The sequence below is a fragment of the Cryobacterium sp. genome (genome assembly GCF_026786305.1).
Classification (GTDB): Bacteria; Actinomycetota; Actinomycetes; order Actinomycetales; family Microbacteriaceae; genus Cryobacterium.
Genome location: NZ_JAJAYI010000073.1, coordinates 40,804 through 63,214, shown reverse-complemented (window position 1 = coordinate 63,214; position 22,411 = coordinate 40,804). Strand labels below are relative to the sequence as shown.

Genomic DNA, 22,411 nt, shown 5'->3' with positions numbered 1-22,411 from the left:
GTTAGCGCACGTGTGCCGCATCGGCCCTGGCATACTCGGCCACCTGAGCCTCGGCCGCCTTCAACCGTCGCCCGGCGGGCCACCGGGCATACCAGGGTGATGCATCGAGGTCTGCCCTGGCTGCAGTGAGCTCGGCCTGCGCGGTCAGGCGAAGCGCGTCGTGCATGCGCTTCTGTTGGCTTTCTGCAGTCTCGTCGGCGCTGAGGGTGTGTGGTGGAATACCCGCGTCGGCCATGCCGACCGCGATCCAGGACGCGGCGATGAGGGTGACAGTGCTCACGAGGTTGAACCAGATCAGCAGTCCGATGATCACGGCGAAGGTTGCCAGCAGCGGGTTGCGGCTGGCGCCGCCGAGCAGCGCGCCGCCGAGAACCTTCACTATTCCGAGGGCGATACCGCCAAGCAGTGCCCCAGCAAATAGACGTCGCACCGGAATGCGCACCCGCGACAAGACCCGGAACAGACCGGCGAGAGTGAGCGTATCGATGACGAGCACGACTGCGAGGCCGATGCCGCGGGCGGAGGCCTCGTAGAAGATCGAATCCTGTGGAATCTGAAAGAGGCCGAACAGGGCACCCAGGAGCGCCGTGCTGGCGAGGGAGACGAGCGCCGACACGACCAGGGCCAGGCCGAACAGCAGCCCGAGGCCGAGCTCACGCAGTTTGACCCAGATGAAGAACGTGGTTTGTGGGGGCATGCCAAAGACAGTGCGCACGGCTTGCGCCGTCGTCGAGAGCCAACCCAGAGCGGTCAGGAGCAGCCCGGCGAGGGCGATGGCGCCGGTCCAGGTGAGGATACCCGCTGTGGCGAGCACCTCCGGGTCGACGATGCCCTTGCTGGCGATCAGACCCGGAATCGACTGGTTGATGATCGCGTAGAGAGCATTGAGGAGTCCCTGGTTCGCGGTGAGAAACAGGCCAGCGATGGAGAACCCCACCCAGACGGCCGCGAAGATGGCGAAGATGGCTTGATACGACATTCCACCGGCGAGGATGCTGCCGCCCACCGTTGTGAAGTGGGCGAAGACCCGCACGGGTCGCCATGCCTGGATGCGCGCCTGAAGCTCTTTCACGGTGTTAGTTTAACCGCCGTACCAGCCCACGTGTCGTCAGCCGAACAGCGCGAAAAAAACCCCCGTCGAAGTGACGAGGGTATTTTTCAGACGATAACGCGGTTACGCTTTGCCACGCAGGATGGCCTGCTTGACCTCGGCGATGGCTTGGGTCACCTGGATGCCGCGGGGGCAGGCATCCGTGCAGTTGAAGGTCGTGCGGCAACGCCACACGCCCTCCTGGTCGTTGAGAATATCGAGGCGCACGGCCGCATTCTCATCGCGGGAGTCGAAGATGAAACGGTGCGCGTTGACGATCGCGGCCGGACCGAAGTACTGGCCGTCAGTCCAGAACACCGGGCAGCTGGAGGTGCAGGCGGCGCAGAGAATACATTTTGTCGTGTCGTCGAAGCGGGCGCGCTGGGCAACGGTCTGCTGGCGTTCCTTGCCGTCAACCGGCTTGCTCTTGGCAACGAGAAAAGGCTGCACCTCTTTGAAGGAGTCGAAGAACGGCTCCATGTCCACGATGAGGTCCTTCTCCAGCGGCAAGCCCTTGATGGCTTCCACGTAGATGGGCTTCGTGACGTCGAGGTCCTTCATCAGCGTCTTGCAGGCCAAGCGGTTGCGGCCGTTGATGCGCATGGCATCCGAGCCGCAGACGCCGTGCGCGCAGGAGCGACGGAAGGTCAGGGAACCGTCCTGCTCCCACTTGATCTTGTGTAGCGCGTCGAGCACACGGTCGGTCGGGTAGAGCTGCACGTCGAAGTCCTGCCAGTGCGGCTCGTCGTCGACCTCAGGGTTGAAACGGCGAACAATGAGTGTGACCGTGAAGGACTTGATCTCTTCGGGAACGACGGGCTTGTTATCGATCGTGGCGGTACTCATTAGTACTTCCTCTCCATCGGCTGGTAGCGGGTGATGACAACCGGTTTCCAGTCGAGCTTGATGTGGTCGGCGGCATCCGCTGACATGGCGTCACCCTTCAGGTACGCCATTGTGTGCTTGAGATAGTTCTCGTCGTCGCGCACGAGGAAGTCCTCGCGCTGGTGTCCGCCGCGGCTTTCCCGGCGGTTGCGGGCCGAGTAGACAACAACCTCGGCGAGGTCGAGCAAGAAGCCCAGTTCAACGGCCTCGAGCAGGTCGGTGTTGAACCGACGGCCCTTGTCTTGTACACCGATGTTCTTGTAGCGCTGACGCAGCAGGTGGATGGTCTCTGTGACCTCGGCGAGGGACTCGTCGGTGCGGAACACCTGAGCCTTCTTGTCCATCTCCTCCTGCAGAATCTTGCGCAGCACGGCGATGCGTTCGGTTCCGGTCGACGAGCGGATGCCTTCCAGCAGTTCGCGCACCTCCCGGGCCGGATCTTCCGGCAGCGGAACGAACTCGGCCGTCTTGACGTACTCGAGCGCGTTGTTGCCGGCGCGCTTGCCGAACACGTTGATATCGAGCAGCGAGTTGGTGCCGAGACGGTTGGAGCCGTGCACGGAGACGCAGGCGCACTCGCCGGCGGCGTAGAGGCCGGGAACGACCTGCTCGTTGTTGCGCCAGACTTCGGCCTTCACGTTGGTCGGGATACCGCCCATCGCGTAGTGCGCGGTCGGCATGACGGGCACCGGCTCGGTGACCGGGTCGACGCCGAGGTAGGTGCGGGCGAACTCGGTGATGTCGGGAAGCTTGGTCTCGAGCAGTTCCTTGCCGAGGTGGGTGCAATCCAGGTAGAGGTAGTCCTTGTCGGGCCCGGCGCCACGACCCTCAGCGACCTCCTTGAGCATGCACCGCGAGACGATGTCGCGCGGGGCAAGATCCTTGATGGTCGGAGCGTAACGTTCCATGAAACGCTCACCGCTCGCGTTTCGCAGAATGGCGCCCTCGCCGCGGGCTCCCTCGGTCAAGAGGATGCCCAGCCCGGCCAGGCCGGTCGGGTGGAACTGGAAGAACTCCATGTCCTCCAGCGGCAGGCCCTTGCGCCAGACGATGCCGACGCCGTCACCGGTGAGGGTGTGGGCGTTCGAGGTGGTCTTGTAGATCTTGCCGAAACCGCCGGTGGCGAAGATGAACGCCTTGCCCTGGAATACGTGCAGCTCGCCGCTCGACAGGTCGAGGGCAACGACGGCCGACGGCTGGTCGACGCCGTCGACGTTGGTCATGACGAGGTCGAGAACGTAGTACTCGTTGAAGAAGTTGATGCCGTGCTTGACGCAGTTCTGGTACAGCGTCTGCAGAATCATGTGGCCGGTGCGGTCGGCGGCGTAGCAGGCGCGACGAACCGGGCTCTTGCCGTGGTCGCGGGTGTGGCCGCCGAAGCGACGCTGGTCGATCTTGCCTTCGGGGGTGCGGTTGAACGGCAGGCCCATGTTCTCGAGGTCAATGACCGCGTCGATGGCTTCCTTGGCGAGAATCTCGGCGGCGTCCTGGTCGACCAAATAGTCGCCACCCTTGATCGTGTCGAAGGTGTGCCATTCCCAGTTGTCTTCCTCAACGTTGGCGAGGGCCGCGGCCATCCCGCCCTGTGCCGCACCGGTGTGCGAACGCGTCGGGTAGAGCTTGGAAATGACCGCCGTGCTGGCGTGGGGGCCGGCTTCGATGGCGGCACGCATGCCAGCTCCACCCGCTCCCACGATGACGATGTCGTGCTGGTGGTAGTGCACGCCGTCTACGACGGTGGGCTCCGTGGGTGTAGTGGAGGAAATCATTTTTGTGTGTGCAGCTCCTAGAGGGACTTACAGAACGAGGCCACGAGGTCGGCGGGCGCACCGGCGGGGCAGGGATCGAAGGTGAACACCACGAGGGTGCCGAGCACGATCAACGAGACAACGCTGACCAAAATAGCGATCTTCAGGATGCCGCGGCTGATCCGCGAGGTGGCGTAGTCATTGACCAGGGTGCGCATGCCGTTGCCGCCGTGAATCAGGGCGAGCCACAGCATGATGACGTCCCAGGTCATCCAGAACGGGTTGGTCAGCTTGCCGGCGACGAACGCGAAGTTCAGGGCGCTGACGCCCTCACCGATCATGAGGTTGACGAACAGGTGTCCGAAGATGAGCACGACCAGCACGACGCCGGACACGCGCATGTAGATCCAGCCCCACTTTTCCCAGTTGACACCGCTCTTTTTTGTTGAGCGGGTGGACGGGCTGCGGGGAGCTTCGATTGTTGAGGTCATATCTGTCGCCCCCTAGTGGTTGAACACGTTGATGAGATGGCGCGGCGCGAAGCCCAGCATCGTGACGACCCAGAGGCCGATGACGACGAAGAACAGTACCCGCTGGTATTTGGCGTTCCAGAAGTCGATCAAAATGATGCGGAGTCCGTTGAAGGCGTGGAACACGATGGCGCCGACGAGTGCGACCTCACCGAGGCCCATGATCGGCGTCTGGTATTGCGAAATGACCGCATTGTAGGCTTCGGGGCTGACCCGAACGAGTGCCGTGTCGAGAATATGAACGAGCAGAAAGAAGAAGATCGCTACACCCGTGATGCGGTGTAAGACCCACGACCACATGCCCGTGTTACCCCGATACAGGGTGCCGGCGGGGCGACGTGACGTCGTCTTCTGCTGAGAATCTAGGGTTCCTGCCGTCTGTGGCATGAACAACCCTCCCTGGCTGAATAGTGGCTCTGAAAAGAGACCGGGAATGCGCTACAAGCGCATGTTGTTATTCTACAAGCGCTCAGCCTGCTCGTGCCGGTTAGGGTTGCCTAAGGTTGCATCGATGGGGGTACCTGTGTGTAGGCGCGGCGTGACGATTGTGCTGCCGCTCGTGCCGGTTGTGGGTATCTAACGTTGCATCGACGGGGGTACGTGTGTGTTGGCGCGCACGGCGAGCCGCTCGTCGATCGCCTGCTCGTAGTAGTCAACCAGCTCGGCGCAGACCGTCGACCAGGAATGTCCGAGCACTGCGCGGCGGCCGGCTTCGCCCATGCGCGCGCGCAGCACGGGGTCACGCGCGAGCTGGCACACCCAGTGTCGCAGATCGCGATCATCGTCCGGCCGAAACAGGTAACCATTCTCTCCGTGCGCGACGAGATCGATCGGACCGCCTGCGTGCGGAGCCACTACTGGGAGCCCAGCGGCGTGCGCCTCCTGAATGGTCTGCCCGAACGTCTCCTCGGTGCCAGCGTGCACAAACACGTCAAAGCTCGCGTACGCAACGGCGAGTTCGCGCCCCGAGAGTCGGCCCAGCCAGGTGACCGGCAGGCCCTCGAGGGCTCGATGTATAGAAGGTACGCTCGGCCCATCGCCGACTAGTGCCAAACGGATGCCCGGCAGCCCGCGAAGCGCGCGCAGTCGCTCCACCTGCTTTTCCGGCGCCATGCGACCGACATAACCGACGATCACATCGCGCACGGCCCCCTGCGCTCTGGGGGTTTGGGCCGGTGGAGCAATTCGCTCCCGCAGTGCTTTGACCGCTGGATCGTTTTTCAGGTTCGGGTGAAAACCGGTCAGGTCGACGCCGCGGGTCCACAGGGCCAGCCGGGGAACGCCGAGGCGCAGCAGGGCGGCCATCGACGACGATGACGGAACCAGGGTGCGAGTGGCCCCCTCGTGCACCCACTTCACAAATCGCCAGGCCAGCGCGGTGGCCGGGCCGAGGTGATTTCGGTGAGCGTAGCCCGCGACATCCGTTTGAAAGATCGCGACCGAGGGAATGTCGAGCCGGTTGGCCGCGCTGATGCCCTGCGCACCGAGCAAAAACGGCGAGGCGGCGTGCAGCACATCAGGGCGAAAGTCGGCGAGAAGTTTTTGAACCTGCGGGCTGGGCATGCCCACCGGAAACTCGCGGTAGTTCACGGCCGAGACGGTGTGCACGGCAAATCCGGCGTATTCGGCCGGGGCGCCGGAGGGGGCGATGACCATTGCCTCGTGTCCGTTGGCTGCCAGATGCTCGAGCACCTTGCAGACGCTCGTGGTCACCCCGCTGACCGTGGGGAGGAAACTTTCGCTGATGACTGCGATCCGCATAATTGGAGGCTAGGCACCCGGCATTGCCGCCGGGTGACGGGCGCATGAACAGTCGTGTCGGGGCTGCCCGGTAGTCTGGGCGTGTGATTACGCCCAGTGAGCCCCTCGACCGCCTGTACAGCGTGATTCCTGCCGGCGGAATCGGTTCCCGGCTGTGGCCGCTATCGCGAGCGGATGCCCCCAAATTTCTGCACGACCTCACCGGCTCCGGCCAGACCCTGCTGCGCGACACCTGGGATCGCCTGGTTCCGCTGTCGACCGAGCAGCGCATCATGGTCGTCACCGGGCGCGCCCATCGCGCAGCGGTTGAGCAGCAGCTGCCCGAATTAGCCGACCCGAATGTTGTTCTGGAGAGCGAACCGCGCGACTCGACCGCTGCGATCGGCCTGGCCGCTGCCATTCTGCAGCTGCGCGAGCCGGGCGTCATCATCGGATCATTCCCTGCCGACCAGGTCATCAAGGGTGATGCGCTTTTTCGCGTGGCCGTGACCGAGGCCGTCGCCGCTGCGGACGCGGGCTACATCGTGACCATCGGTATTCAGCCGACGGAGCCCGCGATCGGCTTCGGCTACATCAAGAGTGCTGCCGCGCTCGCGGTGGATGGCGCCCCGTCCGCCCTCGCTGTCGACTCCTTCGTCGAGAAGCCCAGCCCGGAAATCGCCGAAGAGTACCTGTCTGATGGCAACTATCTCTGGAACTCCGGCATCTTCATAGCACGTGCTGACCGTCTGCTGGCCGAAATTGCGTCGGCCGAGCCCGAGCTGCACGCCGGGCTGATGGAGCTGGCCGAAGCGTGGGACACCCCGGCCCGCGGCGCCGTGGTCGATAAGGTCTGGCCTCGCCTCAAGAAAATCGCCATCGACTATTCGGTCGCCGAACCGGCGGCCGCGGCCGGCAAGCTCGTCGTGATTCCCGGCCAGTTCGACTGGGACGACGTGGGCGACTTCGCCTCGATCGCCAAGCTGCACTCCAACGGTCGCAAATCTAACCTGGCCATCCTCGGCGAGGGCGCTCGGGTGCTCGCCGACTCGTCGAGCGGCATCGTCGTCAGCCACACCGGCCGCATGATTGCCCTCATCGGCGTCGAAGACATCGTGGTCATCGACACCCCCGACGCTCTGCTGGTGACAACGAGCGCGAACGCCCAGAAGGTGAAGGCGGTCGTCGACGCGCTCAAGCTCTCCGGTTCCAGCGACGTGCTCTAGGATGACTCGTCGGCTGAGCCCGTCGAAACCACACTGTCGAGCGCCATGGTCTCGACAAGCTCGACCAGCGCGTAAAATTCGAGTTCAGTGTGAAGGAGTGCCATGCGCCGTTTGATCGCAGTCCCCGCCGTAGCCGCGGTCTCCGTCCTGCTCCTCGTGGCGTGCGCCAAAGCGCCGACCCCGGTCTCGAGCCCAACAGCGGATGCCCCCGCCTACTGCGCCCGCATGGTCACCAACTCGGGCGGTCTCGAAGACCGCTCCTTCAACCAGTCCAGCTGGGAAGGCCTGCAGGAGGCGGCGACGAAGTACAGCATCAACACCGACGCGATCGTGTCGACGTCGGAGACGGACCTGGCACCCAACGTGAGTCAGGCCGTCGCCACCGGCTGCCAATTCGTGCTCACCGTTGGTTACGAACTCGCCGATGCCACGCTCGCCGAGGCGACCGCCAACCCCGACGTGCACTTCGCGATCGTCGACGAGGTCGTCGATGCGCCCAATGTGAAACCCATCGTGTTCGACACCGCCCAGGCGTCCTTTCTGGCCGGCTACCTCGCAGCCGGCGTGAGCAAGACCGGCATCGTGGCGACGTTCGGCGGCGGTAACCAGCCACCCGTCACCCTGTTCATGGACGGTTTTGTCGACGGTGTCGCCATGTACAACGACAAGCACAGGGCTGATGTGCAGGTGCTTGGCTGGAACAAAGACACCCAGGATGGTAGTTTCACGGGTGACTTCGAAGACGTCAACAAGGGCAAGGCCCTCGCCCAGTCGTTTATAGACCAGGGCGCCGACATCATTCTGCCGGTGGCCGGTCAGGTCGGGCAGGGTGCGGCCGCTGCCGCGATCGAGACACCGGGCGTCTCCATCATTTGGGTCGACAACGACGGCTACGTCACGCTGCCGCAACAATTTCAGTCGGTCGTGCTCACGAGCGTGCTCAAGAACACGTCGGCCGCAGTGGTGGAGACCATCGGGGCCGACCTCGATGGGACCTTCGACAACACGGCTTTCGTGGGCACTCTGAAGAACGGCGGCGTCGAGATCGCCGATTTCCACGATCAGGCCGCCCTGGTTTCTGCTGAACTCGTGGACGAAATGAACCAGATCAGGGCTGCGATCATAGCCGGGATCATCGCGGTGAAAGGACCCAGTTCACCCCAATAAGAGGAGAATTGTGTCCGCAATGTCGCGGCTTGGTAACGACTCGGTCGCGCACGCACATTGCTCATCTGCGCAGGGTTTCATTCGGTAACGTGTACCGCACGATGCCCGCGCGATCTAGCTGGGCAGCATCCAGGAGGTCCTCTTGACAATTTCGACCCGTAAGACCGTACTTGCCGGTCTTGCAATGTTTGGCACCGTGGCGATGCTCTCGGCCTGTGCCCAGGCGCCCGCCGCCACCAATGACACCAACTCTGCCGCTGCCAGCGACTTTCTGCCGTGCATGGTGTCCGATCAGGGTGGATTCGACGACCAGTCCTTCAACCAGCTCGGCTTCGAGGGCCTCAACGAGGCTGCAGACGCCCTCGGCGTCACGCCGAAAACGGTCGAGTCCGCTGCGGAGACCGACTACCAGTCGAACGTGCAAAACCTCGTTGACCAGGGCTGCAACCTCATCGTGACCGTCGGGTTCAACCTCGCAGCGGCCACCGTCGAGTCGGCTCTCGCCAACCCCGAAGTCAACTACGCCATCATCGACAATGATGCCGACCTCAACTTTGACGGCAAGGTTGACGCGCCGAACATCAAGCCCATCTTGTTCGACACCGCCCCGGCCGGTTTCATGGCCGGCTATGTCGCAGCCGGTTACAGCAAGACCGCCGTCGTCGGCACCTATGGCGGACTGCAGATCCCCCCGGTCACGATCTTCATGGACGGCTTCGCTGACGGCGTCGCGTACTACAACGAGAAGAACGGCACCGCCGTAAAGACCATTGGCTGGGACGTCGCCTCGCAGACCGGCTCATTCACCGGTGGCTTCGTTGCTGGCGTCGACTCCCTCGCCAAGGCGCAGGGCCTGATCGACCAGAACGCCGACGTGCTCCTGCCCGTTGGTGGACCGATCTTTCTGAGCGCGATCGAAGCGATCAAGAGCTCGGGCAAGGACATCGCCATGGTCGGTGTTGACGCCGACCTGTTCGAGACCAACCCGGCCGGTTCCAGCCTGTTCCTGACCAGCATTCTGAAGGACATCAAGCTCGCCGTGTCTGACGTCGTGACGGCCTCCGGATCCGGCACGTTCGACGTGACGGCCTACGTCGGAACCCTCGACAACGAAGGAGTGGGCATCGCACCGTTCCACGACTTCGAGTCCAAGGTGTCTGCGACGATATCTGATGACGTTGACGGCATCAAGGCCGGCATCATCGACGGTTCGATCACGGTCGAATCGCCCGCTTCGCCCAAGCAGAAATAGGCTACGTGAAATGGGGAGGCCGGATATTGGCCTCCCCATTTCATTACCCTCGTGCAGTCCCCGCCATGCTCGACCCAAGAATTCAGGATGAATGAAGCTCGAACTTCGCGGTATCACCAAGCGCTTCGGTGCGCTGGTGGCCAACAACAACATCTCCCTCACGGTCGAGTCAGGTGAAATTCACGCCCTTCTGGGCGAGAACGGCGCGGGCAAGTCCACCCTGATGAATGTGTTGTACGGCCTGTATATCGCCGAAGAGGGCGAGATCCTGCTTGACGACACGGTGCAGAAGTTCGCCGGGCCGGGCGACGCCATGAAAGCGGGAATCGGCATGGTGCACCAGCACTTCATGCTCGTTCCCGTGTTCACCGTCGCCGAAAATGTCGTGCTCGGCCACGAGCAGACCACCTTCGGCGGCCGCCTCGATCTCAGCGCCGCCCGGGCCAAGGTGCGAGAGATCTCGGACCGTTTCGGCTTCGACATCGATCCCGACGCCCTCATCGAAGACCTGCCGGTCGGTGTGCAGCAGCGCGTCGAGATCATCAAGGCGCTGTCCCAGGATGCCAGGGTGCTGGTGTTCGACGAACCCACCGCTGTGCTGACGCCGCAAGAAACCGACGAGCTCATGATCATCATGCGCCAGCTCGCCGAGTCCGGCACCTCGATCGTGTTCATCACGCACAAACTGCGGGAGGTGCGCGCTGTGGCGGACCGCATCACCGTCATCCGCCTGGGAACCGTCGTCGGTGAGGCGTCGCCGACCGCGACGAACGCGGAGCTGGCCTCGCTCATGGTCGGCCGCGCCGTCGAATTGACCGTGCACAAGAACGCCCCCGAACTGCGCGGAACGGCCCTATCGGTGAAAAACCTCTCGGTGATCGACTCCCGCAACCAGATCGTCGTCAACAGCGTGAGTTTTGATGTGCAGGCCGGTGAGGTGCTCGCGATCGCCGGTGTGCAGGGTAACGGTCAAACCGAGCTGACCGAAGCGTTGCTCGGTCTGCAGCACCACGTCACCGGGTCGATCGAACTTGACGGCAAACCGTTGCGCGGCTACAGCGTGCGGCACATTCTCGATTCCGGCGTCGGGTTCGTTCCCGAGGACCGCACCGAAGACGGTCTGATCGCCGATTTCAGCATCGCCGAGAATCTCATGCTCGACCGCAGCTCCGGGGCGCCGTTCGTGAAGGCCGGCAACCTGCAACTGGGTTTTCGAGCCACGTTCGCCGCTGAAAAAATTCGGGAATTCGACATTCGCTCGCAGGGTAGCGAGATGGAAGCCGGCCGGCTGTCCGGTGGCAACCAGCAGAAGGTTGTTCTTGCACGTGAACTGAGCCGTGAGCTGCGCCTCTTTGTCGCGGCACAGCCGACGCGTGGGCTCGATGTCGGTTCGATCGAATTCGTACACACCCGCATCATTGAAACCCGCGACTCCGGCATTCCGGTGATTGTTGTATCCACCGAGCTCGACGAGGTCGTCGCTCTCGCGGACCGCATCGCGGTGATGTATCGAGGAGAAATCGTTGGAATCGTGCCCGGCAACACCCCCCGTGCCACGCTGGGCCTCATGATGGCCGGCGAACACGCCCCCGAAACGAAGGCCTTACTGTGAGTGACACGTCAGTACCGGCAGCCGCGGTTGCGGCAGCTCCGGATCCCGGCAACGTGAAGAAGGACGGGTCTGAACGTTGGACCCAAACCCTGCGCGATATCACCGGCGGCAGCGCCATGATCTCCGTCCTGGCCGTCGTGTTCGCGCTCATTGTCGGCGCGGTTCTGATCGCCTTCACCAACGAACGCGTGCAGGAGACGGCGGTGTACTTCTTCTCGCGGCCGGGCGACCTGCTGCAGGCCGTCTGGGCCGCCGTCGCGGGGGCGTACTCCGCCCTCTTTCAGGGTGCCATCTATAACTTTCGCGCCAACAACTTTCTCACCGCCATTCGTCCATTGACCGAGACACTCACGTTCGCGACGCCGCTGATCGCGGCCGGTCTCGGCGTCGGACTCGCCTTTCGGGTGGGAATGTTCAACATCGGTGGTCGTGGGCAGATGCTCATCGCCGCCGGGGCCGCCGGGTATGTTGCCTTCGCGGTCGAGCTGCCGGCCGGCATCCACTTGATTGTCGCCATTCTGGCCGGTCTGCTCGGCGGTGCGATCTGGGGCGGAATCGTTGGCCTGCTCAAGGCTCGCACCGGAGCCCACGAGGTGATTGTTACGATCATGCTCAACTTCGTGGCCCTGTATCTCATCCAGTTTCTGCTGCGCACTCCGGGCGCCCTGCAGGCGCCCGGCAGCAACAACCCGAAAACACCGGCCATGTTGCCGACCGCGGTGTTCCCTGACCTGTTCGGACCGCGGTACAACCTGCACGCCGGTTTTCTCACGGTCATCGCGGCCACGATCTTCGTCTGGTGGCTGCTCAGCCGCTCCAATCTCGGGTTTCAGTTTCGCGCTGTCGGGCAGAACCCGAGCGCGGCCCGGGTCGCCGGCATCAACGTGAAGAACGTCTACATGTATGCCATGGCCATCTCGGGCGCGCTCGTGGGCTTGGCCGGCATCAACCAGGTACTCGGCACCGTGACCACCGGTTTCGGGGCCGGCATCGACGCCGGTATCGGCTTCGACGCCATCACGGTCGCCCTGCTGGGTCGTTCACGACCCTGGGGAATCTTCGCGGCCGGAATCCTCTTTGGTGCATTCAAAGCCGGTGGGTTTGCCATGCAAGCTGCCGAGGGTGTGCCGATCGATATCGTCGTGGTCGTGCAGGCACTCATCGTGCTGTTCATCGCGGCCCCGCCGTTGGTGCGCGCCATGTTCCACCTGCCTACGCCCGGCACCACGAAGAAACCCGCAATTCGCGCCGTCAAGGCGCGCAAGACCAACGAGGTGGTGGCGAAATGAGCACTCTCACACAGAGCACGGCTCCCGTGGCGGCTTCAGCCCCGATCATCAAGCCGACCGCGGCGATTCGCAGCTGGAAGATTCCGATCACCTTCGGCGGCTTTGCCGTGCTGTCGCTGTTCCTGTTCGTCGTACTCGGTCGCGGCCAGCGCGGTGAACTCAGCACCTTTCGCCTGTCGCAAGCCCGTGACGTAATCCAGCTGCCCGCGGTTGCCCTGCCGACCTTCGTCACCGGAGTGTTCGTCGCCATCGTACTCGTGCTCCTGGCTGCAGCATCGGCGTGGCTGGTCTACCGCCACACCAAGATTCCGATCGTGTTCTCCATTTTGTTCGCGCTGCTGTTTCTGGTCGGGTTTCTGGCCTGGGCGGCGTCCGGTTCCACGATTCCGGTGCCCGGACTCCTGATCGGAACGGTCACCCTCAGTGCCCCGCTCATCTTCGGTGCTCTCGGTGGTGTGTTGTCGGAACGCGCCGGCGTGGTGAACGTGGCCATCGAGGGCCAGCTACTCGCGGGAGCTTTCAGCTCGGCGGTCGTCGCCTCCGCTACGGGCAACCCGTACCTCGGCCTGCTCGCGGCAATGGTAGCCGGGGCGCTCGTGTCGATGGTGCTCGCCGCCTTCGCGCTCAAGTACCTCGTCGACCAGGTCATCGTCGGTGTCGTGCTCAATGTGCTCGTGATCGGCCTCACCAGCTTTCTCTACTCGCAGGTGCTCGCTCCCAGCGCCAATCTCAATTCACCGGACGTCTTTCCCCGTCTCGACGTTCCGTTGCTCAGTGAAATCCCCATCATCGGTCCGGTCCTGTTTCGCCAGACCATCATTGTCTACGTCATGTACGTAGCCATTGCCGTGGTGTATTTCGGTCTGTTTCGCACCAAATGGGGCCTGCGCGTGCGGGCCGTGGGGGAGCATCCGCAAGCCGCCGACACGGTCGGCATCAACGTCAACCGCACCCGCTTCATCGCCGTCACGTTGGGCGGCGTCGTTTCCGGCTTCGGCGGAGCGTACTTCACGCTCGGCGCGGTCGGTGCGTTCAACAAGGAGATGACCAACGGCATGGGCTTCATCGCCCTCGCCGCGGTGATCTTCGGCCAGTGGCATCCGATCAAGGCCACCCTCGCGGCGCTTCTGTTCGGTTTCGCAACCAACCTGCAGAACGTGCTCGGCATCATCGGCTCGCCGGTGCCGAGCGAATTCATGCTCATGCTCCCCTACGTCGTGACGATCTTCGCCGTTGCCGGGTTCGTCGGCCGCTCGCGGGCGCCCGCCGCCGACGGAAAGCCGTACATCAAGTGACCATTGTGATCGTCGACTGGGCGGCGTTGCGCGAGGCCGCTCTCGCCGCCATGGCAACCGCGTACGTGCCGTACTCGAAGTTTCCGGTCGGTGTCGCGGCTCTGGTCGATGACGGGCGAGTAATCAGCGGATGCAACGTGGAGAACGCCTCGTATGGCCTCACCCTCTGCGCGGAATGCGGTCTGGTCTCCGCCCTGCATCGAAGCGGCGGCGGCCAACTCGTGGCCTTCACCTGCGTCGACGGCACTGGCGGCATTCTCATGCCGTGCGGTCGCTGCCGGCAGTTGCTCTACGAACACTCCGCGCCGGGCATGCTGCTCGAAACGGTCTCGGGGGTCAAAACCATCGACGAGGTGCTGCCGGATGCTTTCGGGCCGCGCCAACTCGCCGAGTACCGCGCCACCACCGTTTCCTAACACCACCGCTTCCTAACACCACCGCTTCCTGAGGAGTCTCCAACGTGACCACCATCGAAGCGTTTGACGCCGTCGACCTCATTCACACCAAGCGCGACCGCGGCGAACTGACCACCCCACAAATCGACTGGCTCATCGACGCCTACACGCGCGGTTATGTCGGCGACGAGCAGATGGCCGCCATGACCATGGCGATCTTTCTGAACGGCATGACCCGAAACGAGATTCGCGGGCTCACGATGGCGATGCTCGCGAGCGGCGAACGCATGAGCTTCGCCGGGCTCGGCAAGCCGACCACCGACAAGCACTCCACCGGCGGCGTCGGCGACAAGATCACCCTGCCGCTCATGCCGCTCGTCGCGGTGTTCGGCGCGGCCGTGCCGCAGCTTTCCGGCCGTGGCCTCGGCCACACCGGCGGCACGCTCGACAAGCTCGAGTCGATTCCGGGGTGGCGAGCCAACCTGACCAATGCCGAGATGCGGCAGCAATTGCAGCAGATCGGCGGCGTGGTCTGCGCGGCCGGCAGCGGCCTGGCTCCGGCCGACGGCAAGCTCTACGCCCTGCGCGACATCACCGGCACGGTCGAGGCGATTCCGCTCATCGCGTCGTCGATAATGTCGAAGAAGATCGCCGAGGGCACGAGCGCGCTCGTGCTCGACGTGAAGTTCGGCTCCGGCGCCTTTCTGAAAGACATCGAGCGGTCGCGAGAGCTGGCACGCACGATGGTGGAGCTCGGCGAGGACGCCGGGGTGGCGACATCGGCTTTGCTGACCAACATGAATGTGCCGCTGGGCTGTGCAATCGGCAACGCCAACGAGGTGCGCGAGTCGGTCGAGGTGCTCGCCGGTGGCGGCCCGGCCGATGTGGTCGAACTCACCGTGGCCCTGGCCGAAGAGATGCTCGCCCTGGTGGGAATCACCGACGTCGACGTGACCGCAGCCCTCAGGGACGGCCGGGCAATGGACAAGTGGCGCGCCGTGATTCGGGCGCAGGGCGGCGACCCGGAGGCCGCGCTGCCGGTCGCGCGCGAGACTCACATCGTGCACGCCGAGCGGTCCGGTGTGCTGGTCGAACAGCAGGCGCTGCCGTTCGGCATCGGCGCTTGGCGGCTCGGTGCGGGGCGGGCGCGCAAGCAGGATCCGGTGCAGCACGCGGCCGGAATCGACCTGCACGCCAAGCCCGGCGACACCGTCGTTCAGGGCCAACCGCTGTTTACGCTCAGCGCCGATGAGCCCGAGCGGTTCGCGCGCGCGCTCGAGGCCGTTGAGGGGGCCTGGCGCATTGGCGACCCGGGGGAGCTCGTGCAGGATGGCGGGCCGCTGATCGCGGAGCGCATCGGGAGCCGCTAGCCGCGTCCTTGCTGGGGCCTTTCAAAATGTCTGGGTCGCAGGTCCGAGCAGCAACAAAATCCTCCGGCACCGAGGCGCACCCGATGCCTAAGCTGGATACATGCAAAAACGCACCCTCGGTCGCACCGGTCGCACCGTTTCCGTTATCGGCCTGGGTACCTGGCAACTCGGCGCCGATTGGGGAGCAGTATCGGACCACGACGCTACCGGGGTACTCGCGGCATCCGCTGATGCCGGAATAACGTTCTTTGACACAGCGGATGTCTATGGTGACGGTCGCAGCGAGCGCCTGATCGGGAATTTTCTCGCGCATGACGCCCCGGGCAGCGAGCTCACCGTCGCCACCAAGATGGGTCGCCGGGCCGAACAACTGCCCGAGAACTTTGTGCTCACGAACTTTCGCGAGTGGACCGACCGGTCGCGAACGAACCTGGGCATGGACACCCTCGACCTCGTGCAACTGCACTGCCCGCCGAGCGCTGTCTTCGACTCCGGCGAGGTCTACGACGCGCTCGACACCCTCGTCGACGAGGGCGTCATCAGCAACTACGGCGTGAGCGTGGAAACCTGCGACCAGGCCCTCGCCGCGATCCGCCACCCGGGCGTCGCCACGGTGCAGATCATTCTGAACGCGTTTCGGCTCAAACCCCTCGATGAGGTGCTGCCCGCCGCGCGTGTTGCCGGGGTCGGCATCATCGCCCGGGTTCCGCTGGCCAGCGGGCTGCTCACCGGAAAATATTCGCGCAAGACCGTGTTCGCCGACAGCGACCACCGCAATTTCAACCGCGACGGCAGCCACTTCGACGTCGGCGAGACCTTCTCCGGCGTCGACTTCGAAGTGGGGCTACAGGCCGCCACCGAATTCGCCGCCCTCGCTCCGGCCGGCCTCAGTCCGTCGCAGGCCGCACTGGCCTGGGTCGCCCAGATCGACGGGGTGAGCGCCGTTATTCCGGGCGCCCGCTCGGTCGCGCAGGTGCAGGGCAATGCCACGGCCGGCGTGGCCGAACCGCTCGACCTCGCCTTCAACGAGGGCGTGCAGAACATCTACGACCGGTTGCTGCGCGAGCAGATCCACCCGCGCTGGTGATGGCTCGGCGCACGGCGGCGGGTTCGTTGTGACGCTGGGGCTGGTGGTCTACCGGTTTGTGAGCACTCTGCCGAACGCCGAGGACGTGCCGACCCGCTCGGCAGCAACGCCCGCGTTCCCTTGTAGGCCAGATCAAGTCAGGTCAGTCGAGGTCGTCGGGGTCTTTGCCCGTGCGCTCGCCGCTGTTGAGCGCCGCAATCGCGGCCAGGTCGGCGGCATCGAGCACAGTGTCAAACACGTCGAAGTTCGCGCGAATCCGTGCCGGCGTGACCGACTTGGGAATGACGATGGTGCCGAGCGACAGGTGCCAGGCGATCACGATCTGGGCCGCTGATTTGCCGTGCTTCACTCCGATCGCGTCGAGGGTCTCGTTGCCGATCGCGCGCCCGCGGGCCAGCGGCGACCACGCTTCGGTGCGGATGCCGTGGGCCGCGTCATACGCGCGCACCTCGGTTTGCGGTAGCCAGGGGTGCAACTCCACCTGGTTGAGCACCGGCACAACGTCGGTCTCGGCCAGGAGCCGGTCGAGGTGGTGCGGGTGAAAGTTGGAGACTCCGATCGAACGGGCACGGCCGGTGGCGCGGAGCGCTTCGAGGGCCCGATAGGTCTCGACATAGCGATTCTGTTGCGGTGCCGGCCAGTGGATCAGGTACAGGTCGACGTAGTCGAGGCCGAGCTTGGCCAGGCTCTCGTCGAACGCCCGCAGTGTTTCGTCGTAGCCGTGGCGATCGTTCCATACCTTGGTTGTGACGTACACGTCTTCGCGGGGCACACTCGAGCGTGCCAGCCCCTGCCCGACGCCGACCTCGTTCTCGTAGAGCGCGGCGGTATCGACGTGACGGTACCCGGCCTCGAGCGCGACCTGAACGGTGTCGGAGGCGAGAGCATCCGCTATTTTGTACACCCCGAGACCGAGTTGCGGAATGGTGTGGCCGTCATTGAGCGTGATATCCATCTGTCCATTAAACCGGACGTCGCCGAGCCGTGAGTTTGGTCCCTGTTTTGGCTCGAAACCGGGCCCAAACTCACGGTTCGGCGAAGTGAAGGTGCTCAGGACACCTGTATCTGAATGGGCTCGGTGTCGGGAATGGGGCTGATGTCCCGTCCGCGCAGGTCGGGGTGCCAGCGGCGACCGAGCGCGGGAATGATGGAGCCGAGGGCGGCGAAGCCGGCGGCGACGTAGATCGCCGACACTGGCCCGGAGTGGTCGATCGAGAACCCGGCGATGGCGGAGCCCATGGCGGCGCCGATCAGCTGGCCGGTGCCGACCCAGCCGTAGGCCTCGGCGGTGTCGCTGAACTTCACGCTCGCCGAGACGATGCCGAAGAGCACAGCGAAGGCGGGAGCGATGCCGACACCCGCCAGCAACAAGGCCAGCGAGAGCCACCAGAAGGTGAGCCACAGGCTCGCCAGGGCGAGCCCGATCGTCACGATGAGCATACGGGCTGCGAGGGCCCACGGTCCGATCGGAGCGTGGCCGAGCGCCAGCCCGCCGATGAGCGAGCCGATCGCGAAAATTCCGAGCACCCAGCCGGCGTCGGCGCTGCCGTGGCCGAACACCGCGACCACACCGGCTTCGACGGCGGCGCAGGCAGCGACGAGCGTAAATCCGACGATGGTACTGAGCAGCACCTCGGGCTTCTTGAGCACGACGCCGAGCTTGCGGCGACTGCGCGGAATGCGCACCCGGCCGACTTCGGGCAGCGAGACGAACCAGGTTCCGCCGGCGACCAGAAAGAATGCGGCGAGCAGGATGCCCGCGGTCGTCGATACCTGCAGGGCGACAAAGGTCGCGATCACGGGTCCGAGCACCCAGATAATCTCCTGCGCGGAGGCGTCGAGCGAGAACAGCGGGGTGAGCTGGCGGGAGTTGACGATCTTGGGGTAGATGGTGCGCACGGCCGGCTGAATCGGCGGCGTGGACAGGCCGGCGACGAATCCGATGAGCATGAGGCTCGGAATCGGCAGTGGGACCAGCGCCATGACGATGATCGAGACCGCGCAGATCAACATGGTCGCGATGATTACGGGGCGCATGCCGAGTCGGCCCATCAGCCGGCTGGTGAGCGGGCCGGCGATGGCCTGACCGATGCTCATGGCACCGAGGACCAGCCCGGCCGCGCCATAGGAATCAAAGATGCGCTCAATGTGAATGAGAAAAGCGAGCGAGAGCATTCCGAACGGAAAACGGGCCGTCAGCTGCGCGCCGATCAGGCGGGACACGCCGGGCGTGCGCAGTAGCGTCCAGTAACTTTTCACAATGATTTCAGTCTAGGGTCGGGCGCGCCGAAAACCGGGGGAGACGACGCGACCCCTGCGGGCTGGAGAGGGGCCCGTGCCGACTATCCCAGGCCGGTACCTACGGCCGCTCGTCGTCGGACGACGGGAGTCGCTTGCGAAATTCGAGGTAGCCGATCGATTCCCACTCGGCATCGAGGTCGAATTGCGGCTCGTAGCCGAGCGCGACGTACAGCGCGACCGCCTCTGGCTGGCGCGGCCCGGTGGTCAGCACAATCGACGGGATGGCCCGCCGCGCCGCCTCGGCCTCCAACTCGACCATCACCTGGCGGGCCAGCCCCCGGCGGCGGTGCGCCGAGTGGGTCCAGACCCGTTTGACCTCGACCGTGTCCGGAGCGTCGGCTCGCATGAATGCGCCGGCGGCAACGGCACGGCCGTTCTCCACGAGCAGCAGAAAGGTGCCGCCGTCGACCGGCTGAAAGCGCCTGGCCGGATATCGGCTGAGCTCGACCGACGACGGAATTCCGTTGTTCAGGCCGTAGCGCTCGTCGTACTCCCGTGACAGCTCGGCCACCATCGGGGCTGCGAGCGGGTCGGTCGGTGACGTGTACAAAATGTTCGGGCTGGCGGTGGGCACCTCTCGACGATAGATCTGCAGCATCCGCTCGTCAAAACAACTTTTTGTTGTGGGGGTGCGTGCTCGAATCTGTCGTGCTGCGGTTGCACTAGGCTCGTTAGGTCTTACTCGCGTGTGGGTTCACCGTAGAATCCGCGCATTTTCGCCCAGATGAAGAAGGAAGTGCCATGCGCGCACGTTATATCATTCCGGCATTCGCTGCCGCAGCCGTTCTGCTGCTGACCGGCTGTGTCGACAACTCCACCCCGGCCGCCACGGCGCCGACGGACGCCGCGAGCACCATCGAAGCGGATGCCGCCGCGGTCGCGTTGCTGCCGGGAGACATCAAGAGCGCGGGTGTGCTCGTCATCGGAACCGACGCCGCCTACCCGCCGAACGAGTTCAAGGACGAGTCGGGGGCACCGATTGGCTGGGGCATCGAACTCTCCAACGGCATCGCCGCAAAACTCGGCCTGACGACCAAATACCAGATCGCGTCGTTCGACAACATCATTCCGAGCATCACCGGCGGCACCGTCGACATCGGCGAATCGTCGTTCACCGACAACCTCGAGCGCGAGAAGCAGGTGGACTTCGTCAACTACTACAACGCCGGAATTCTCTGGGCTTCGCCGACCGGATCCACCGTCGACCCCGACAACGCCTGTGGCCTGACTGTCGCCGTGCAGTCCAACACGGTCGAAGACACCGATGAGCTGCCCGCCAAGAACGCGGCCTGCGCTGCCGCCGGCAAGGCGCCCATCGAGGTTTTGCCCTACGGCTCGCAGGATGAAGCGACCAATGCGGTCGTTCTCGGCAAGGCTGATGCCCTCAGCGCCGACTCACCCGTCACCCTCTACGCCATCTCCAAGGCTGACGGCAAGCTGCAGGCCGCCGGTGAGAGCTTCGACACGGCGCCGTACGGCATCACCGTGAACAAGGGTTCGGAACTGACCAAGGCCGTGCAGGCTGCCCTGCAGTCCATGGTTGACGACGGTTCCTACGGCAAGATCCTCGACGCCTGGGGTGTCACCGACGGTGGCATCGACACCATCACCATCAACGCCGCATCCAACGGCTAGAAGTAAGCGACTCACAACATGACTGACACGGCCGTGCACTCCGACAAGACGGAGCCCGGAATCAAGGCGATCCGCCTGCGCCACCCGTGGCGTAACACCTTCGCGGTCGTGTTGCTCATCATCGTGGCGCTGTTCATCGCTGACGCGGCGATGCGGCCGGCCTACAACTGGCCGGCGGTTGGCAAGTACCTGTTCGACCAGCGCATCTCACAGGCGGCATTTGTCACCCTGCAGCTCACGGTGTATTCGATGGTCATCGCGATCATTCTCGGTGTCGCCCTGGCCATCATGCGACTGTCACCGAACCCGGTGGTCAACAGCATCGCCTGGGTCTACCTCTGGGTGTTTCGTGGTACCCCGGTCTACGTTCAACTGACCTTCTGGGGGCTGATCGGCACGATCTACCAGTCCATCGACATCGGGCTGCCGTTCACCGAACCGTGGGTGTCGTTTCCGACCCGGGTGGCGCTGAGCGCGTTCATTCTCGCGATCGTCGGATTGGCCCTCAACGAGGCCGCTTACATGGCAGAAATCGTGCGCGCCGGCCTACTCGCGGTGGACAGCGGGCAGGAAGAGGCCGCGACGGCGCTCGGCATGAGTTGGTTCCAGACGATGGTGCGCGTGGTCATTCCCCAGTCGATGCGGGTGATCATTCCGCCGGCGGGCAACGAGGTCATCTCGATGCTCAAGACGACGTCACTCGTAACGGCTGTTCCGTTCACGCTCGAGCTGTACACGCGCTCCCGCGATATCGCCGCCGTCACTTTCGAGACGGTGCCGATGCTCATCGTCGCGTCGATCTGGTACCTGTTCTTCACCTCCATTCTCATGGTCGGCCAGTACTTTCTGGAGAAACGGTTCGCCCGCGGCATCGGTGACCGTCGTCCCGACAAGAAAGCGGATGACGCCACCGCCGCACTGACGGGCGTCACCCCGGTAATCCGCGGCGGTCAACCCACTGCCGTGCTACCGCCTACCGACCCACACAAGGGAGAACGCTGATGAGTACAGTTATCGACGCCCCCATGGTGGTCGCCGACCGCGTTTCCAAGAGTTTCGGCTCCAACGAGGTGCTCAAGAGCATCTCGCTCGAGGTCAAGCGCGGCGAGGTCATGTGCCTGGTGGGGCCCAGCGGCTCCGGCAAGTCCACTTTTCTGCGCTGCATCAACCACCTCGAGGTTGTGTCGGCCGGGCGCCTCAGCGTCGACGGTGAGCTGATCGGCTACCGCGAGGCCAACCACAAGCTCTACGAGATGCGACCGAAAGAGGCCGCTCGGCAGCGCCGTGACATCGGCATGGTGTTTCAGCGCTTCAACCTGTTTCCGCACATGACCGCGCTACAGAACGTGATGGAAGCGCCCATCCGGGTCAAGGGTCTCTCCAAGGCCGGGGTCGAAGCCAACGCTCGCGCCCTGCTCGCCCGGGTCGGCCTCGCCGAACGTGCCGACTACTACCCGGCTCATCTCTCCGGCGGCCAGCAGCAGCGGGTCGCGATCGCGCGCGCCCTGGCGATGGAACCCAAGCTCATGCTGTTCGACGAGCCCACGAGTGCGCTCGACCCCGAGCTCGTCGGCGAGGTACTGGATGTCATGCAGGGCCTGGCCCGCGACGGCATGACCATGATCGTCGTTACCCACGAGATGGGCTTCGCTCGCGAGGTCGCCGACTCGCTCGTCTTCATGGACGGCGGCGTCGTCGTCGAGAGCGGCGTACCCACCGAGGTGCTCGCCAACCCCCAGCACCACCGCACCCAGGCCTTCCTCTCCAAGGTTCTCTGACCTGCACCGGA

21 protein-coding genes are annotated in these 22,411 nt (G+C 64.3%); 12 read left to right on the top strand and 9 right to left on the bottom strand.

Annotation, left to right across the window (positions count from 1 at the left end; translation table 11 throughout):
• Position 1: 1 nt before the first annotated feature.
• The 6 genes from LH475_RS09300 to LH475_RS09275 form a co-directional block, all read right to left on the bottom strand.
• Complete coding sequence (locus tag LH475_RS09300) at positions 2 to 1,072, bottom strand: YihY/virulence factor BrkB family protein (protein WP_297413596.1); 1,071 nt, start codon at positions 1,070 to 1,072, stop codon at positions 2 to 4.
• 102 nt (positions 1,073 to 1,174) lie between these two features.
• Positions 1,175 to 1,936, bottom strand: coding sequence for a succinate dehydrogenase iron-sulfur subunit (locus LH475_RS09295; RefSeq protein ID WP_196843648.1), 762 nt, complete (start codon positions 1,934 to 1,936; stop codon positions 1,175 to 1,177).
• Positions 1,936 to 3,744 carry a succinate dehydrogenase flavoprotein subunit gene (gene sdhA, locus LH475_RS09290; protein WP_196843649.1) on the bottom strand — a complete coding sequence of 603 codons (1,809 nt, stop codon included), beginning with the start codon at positions 3,742 to 3,744 and terminating at the stop codon, positions 1,936 to 1,938. Before sdhA ends, LH475_RS09295 begins: the two co-directional genes overlap by 1 nt.
• 17 nt (positions 3,745 to 3,761) lie before the next feature.
• On the bottom strand, positions 3,762 to 4,214 hold the full coding sequence (locus tag LH475_RS09285) for a succinate dehydrogenase hydrophobic membrane anchor subunit (protein ID WP_196843650.1): 453 nt from the start codon (positions 4,212 to 4,214) through the stop codon (positions 3,762 to 3,764).
• A 12-nt stretch (positions 4,215 to 4,226) separates the two neighbouring features.
• Positions 4,227 to 4,640, bottom strand: coding sequence for a succinate dehydrogenase, cytochrome b556 subunit (gene sdhC / locus LH475_RS09280; protein ID WP_196843651.1), 414 nt, complete (start codon positions 4,638 to 4,640; stop codon positions 4,227 to 4,229).
• A gap of 189 nt (positions 4,641 to 4,829) precedes the next feature.
• The gene (locus LH475_RS09275; protein WP_196843652.1) at positions 4,830 to 6,014 is read right to left on the bottom strand and encodes a glycosyltransferase family 1 protein; all 1,185 of its coding nucleotides are present in this window, start codon (positions 6,012 to 6,014) and stop codon (positions 4,830 to 4,832) included.
• An 86-nt stretch (positions 6,015 to 6,100) separates the two neighbouring features.
• On the opposite strand from LH475_RS09275, the gene LH475_RS09270 reads away from it, so the two are divergent.
• The 9 genes from LH475_RS09270 to LH475_RS09230 all read left to right on the top strand — a co-directional run bounded on the left by LH475_RS09270 (position 6,101) and on the right by LH475_RS09230 (position 16,686).
• A complete protein-coding gene (locus LH475_RS09270) occupies positions 6,101 to 7,219 on the top strand; it encodes a mannose-1-phosphate guanylyltransferase (protein ID WP_196843732.1) in 1,119 nt (372 codons plus the stop codon).
• Positions 7,220 to 7,321: 102 nt separating this feature from the next.
• Positions 7,322 to 8,386, top strand: a complete 1,065-nt coding sequence (locus LH475_RS09265; RefSeq protein WP_196843653.1) for a BMP family ABC transporter substrate-binding protein — start codon at positions 7,322 to 7,324, stop codon at positions 8,384 to 8,386.
• Between the two features lie 142 nt (positions 8,387 to 8,528).
• Positions 8,529 to 9,638 (top strand): BMP family ABC transporter substrate-binding protein, encoded by a 1,110-nt coding sequence (locus LH475_RS09260; protein WP_196843654.1) that lies wholly within the window; start codon positions 8,529 to 8,531, stop codon positions 9,636 to 9,638.
• Positions 9,639 to 9,729: 91 nt separating this feature from the next.
• On the top strand, positions 9,730 to 11,250 hold the full coding sequence (locus LH475_RS09255; protein WP_196843655.1) for an ABC transporter ATP-binding protein: 1,521 nt from the start codon (positions 9,730 to 9,732) through the stop codon (positions 11,248 to 11,250).
• A 53-nt stretch (positions 11,251 to 11,303) separates the two neighbouring features.
• Positions 11,304 to 12,539, top strand: a complete 1,236-nt coding sequence (locus LH475_RS09250) for an ABC transporter permease (protein ID WP_297413617.1) — start codon at positions 11,304 to 11,306, stop codon at positions 12,537 to 12,539.
• The gene (locus tag LH475_RS09245; RefSeq protein ID WP_196843656.1) at positions 12,536 to 13,834 is read left to right on the top strand and encodes an ABC transporter permease; all 1,299 of its coding nucleotides are present in this window, start codon (positions 12,536 to 12,538) and stop codon (positions 13,832 to 13,834) included. Before LH475_RS09250 ends, LH475_RS09245 begins: the two co-directional genes overlap by 4 nt.
• Before the next feature lie 2 nt (positions 13,835 to 13,836).
• Positions 13,837 to 14,250: a cytidine deaminase gene (locus LH475_RS09240; RefSeq protein WP_196843734.1), complete on the top strand. Its 414-nt coding sequence runs from the start codon at positions 13,837 to 13,839 to the stop codon at positions 14,248 to 14,250.
• Between the two features lie 44 nt (positions 14,251 to 14,294).
• Complete coding sequence (locus tag LH475_RS09235; RefSeq protein ID WP_196843657.1) at positions 14,295 to 15,599, top strand: thymidine phosphorylase; 1,305 nt, start codon at positions 14,295 to 14,297, stop codon at positions 15,597 to 15,599.
• A gap of 100 nt (positions 15,600 to 15,699) precedes the next feature.
• Positions 15,700 to 16,686, top strand: a complete 987-nt coding sequence (locus LH475_RS09230; protein ID WP_196843658.1) for an aldo/keto reductase — start codon at positions 15,700 to 15,702, stop codon at positions 16,684 to 16,686.
• A gap of 142 nt (positions 16,687 to 16,828) precedes the next feature.
• On the opposite strand, the gene LH475_RS09225 is transcribed toward LH475_RS09230, so the two are convergent.
• The 3 genes from LH475_RS09225 to LH475_RS09215 all read right to left on the bottom strand — a co-directional run bounded on the left by LH475_RS09225 (position 16,829) and on the right by LH475_RS09215 (position 19,585).
• On the bottom strand, positions 16,829 to 17,641 hold the full coding sequence (locus LH475_RS09225) for an aldo/keto reductase (RefSeq protein WP_196843659.1): 813 nt from the start codon (positions 17,639 to 17,641) through the stop codon (positions 16,829 to 16,831).
• A gap of 95 nt (positions 17,642 to 17,736) precedes the next feature.
• A complete protein-coding gene (locus tag LH475_RS09220; RefSeq protein ID WP_297413589.1) occupies positions 17,737 to 18,945 on the bottom strand; it encodes an MFS transporter in 1,209 nt (402 codons plus the stop codon).
• A 100-nt stretch (positions 18,946 to 19,045) separates the two neighbouring features.
• A complete protein-coding gene (locus LH475_RS09215) occupies positions 19,046 to 19,585 on the bottom strand; it encodes a GNAT family N-acetyltransferase (protein ID WP_297413587.1) in 540 nt (179 codons plus the stop codon).
• A gap of 143 nt (positions 19,586 to 19,728) precedes the next feature.
• Here LH475_RS09215 and LH475_RS09210 point away from each other — a divergent pair, with 143 nt between their 5' ends.
• The 3 genes from LH475_RS09210 to LH475_RS09200 are packed head-to-tail and all read left to right on the top strand — an operon-like array spanning position 19,729 to position 22,400.
• Complete coding sequence (locus LH475_RS09210; RefSeq protein ID WP_196843662.1) at positions 19,729 to 20,622, top strand: ABC transporter substrate-binding protein; 894 nt, start codon at positions 19,729 to 19,731, stop codon at positions 20,620 to 20,622.
• 18 nt (positions 20,623 to 20,640) lie between these two features.
• Entirely contained in the window at positions 20,641 to 21,624 is a 984-nt protein-coding gene (locus LH475_RS09205) for an amino acid ABC transporter permease (RefSeq protein WP_196843663.1), read from the top strand.
• 23 nt (positions 21,625 to 21,647) lie between these two features.
• Positions 21,648 to 22,400: an amino acid ABC transporter ATP-binding protein gene (locus tag LH475_RS09200; RefSeq protein ID WP_158252828.1), complete on the top strand. Its 753-nt coding sequence runs from the start codon at positions 21,648 to 21,650 to the stop codon at positions 22,398 to 22,400.
• The last annotated feature ends 11 nt before the right edge of the window (positions 22,401 to 22,411 follow it).

Bases quoted from the DNA above. Each gene is read 5' to 3' on its own strand.
- LH475_RS09295 (WP_196843648.1), bottom strand. From the start codon at position 1,936: ATGAGTACCGCCACGATCGATAACAAGCCCGTCGTTCCCGAAGAGATC.
- sdhA (WP_196843649.1), bottom strand. From the start codon at position 3,744: ATGATTTCCTCCACTACACCCACGGAGCCCACCGTCGTAGACGGCGTG.
- LH475_RS09285 (WP_196843650.1), bottom strand. From the start codon at position 4,214: ATGACCTCAACAATCGAAGCTCCCCGCAGCCCGTCCACCCGCTCAACA.
- sdhC (WP_196843651.1), bottom strand. From the start codon at position 4,640: ATGCCACAGACGGCAGGAACCCTAGATTCTCAGCAGAAGACGACGTCA.
- LH475_RS09275 (WP_196843652.1), bottom strand. From the start codon at position 6,014: ATGCGGATCGCAGTCATCAGCGAAAGTTTCCTCCCCACGGTCAGCGGG.
- LH475_RS09265 (WP_196843653.1), top strand. From the start codon at position 7,322: ATGCGCCGTTTGATCGCAGTCCCCGCCGTAGCCGCGGTCTCCGTCCTG.
- LH475_RS09255 (WP_196843655.1), top strand. From the start codon at position 9,730: ATGAAGCTCGAACTTCGCGGTATCACCAAGCGCTTCGGTGCGCTGGTG.
- LH475_RS09245 (WP_196843656.1), top strand. From the start codon at position 12,536: ATGAGCACTCTCACACAGAGCACGGCTCCCGTGGCGGCTTCAGCCCCG.
- LH475_RS09230 (WP_196843658.1), top strand. From the start codon at position 15,700: ATGCAAAAACGCACCCTCGGTCGCACCGGTCGCACCGTTTCCGTTATC.
- LH475_RS09225 (WP_196843659.1), bottom strand. From the start codon at position 17,641: ATGGATATCACGCTCAATGACGGCCACACCATTCCGCAACTCGGTCTC.
- LH475_RS09215 (WP_297413587.1), bottom strand. From the start codon at position 19,585: ATGCTGCAGATCTATCGTCGAGAGGTGCCCACCGCCAGCCCGAACATT.
- LH475_RS09210 (WP_196843662.1), top strand. From the start codon at position 19,729: ATGCGCGCACGTTATATCATTCCGGCATTCGCTGCCGCAGCCGTTCTG.
- LH475_RS09205 (WP_196843663.1), top strand. From the start codon at position 20,641: ATGACTGACACGGCCGTGCACTCCGACAAGACGGAGCCCGGAATCAAG.
- LH475_RS09200 (WP_158252828.1), top strand. From the start codon at position 21,648: ATGGTGGTCGCCGACCGCGTTTCCAAGAGTTTCGGCTCCAACGAGGTG.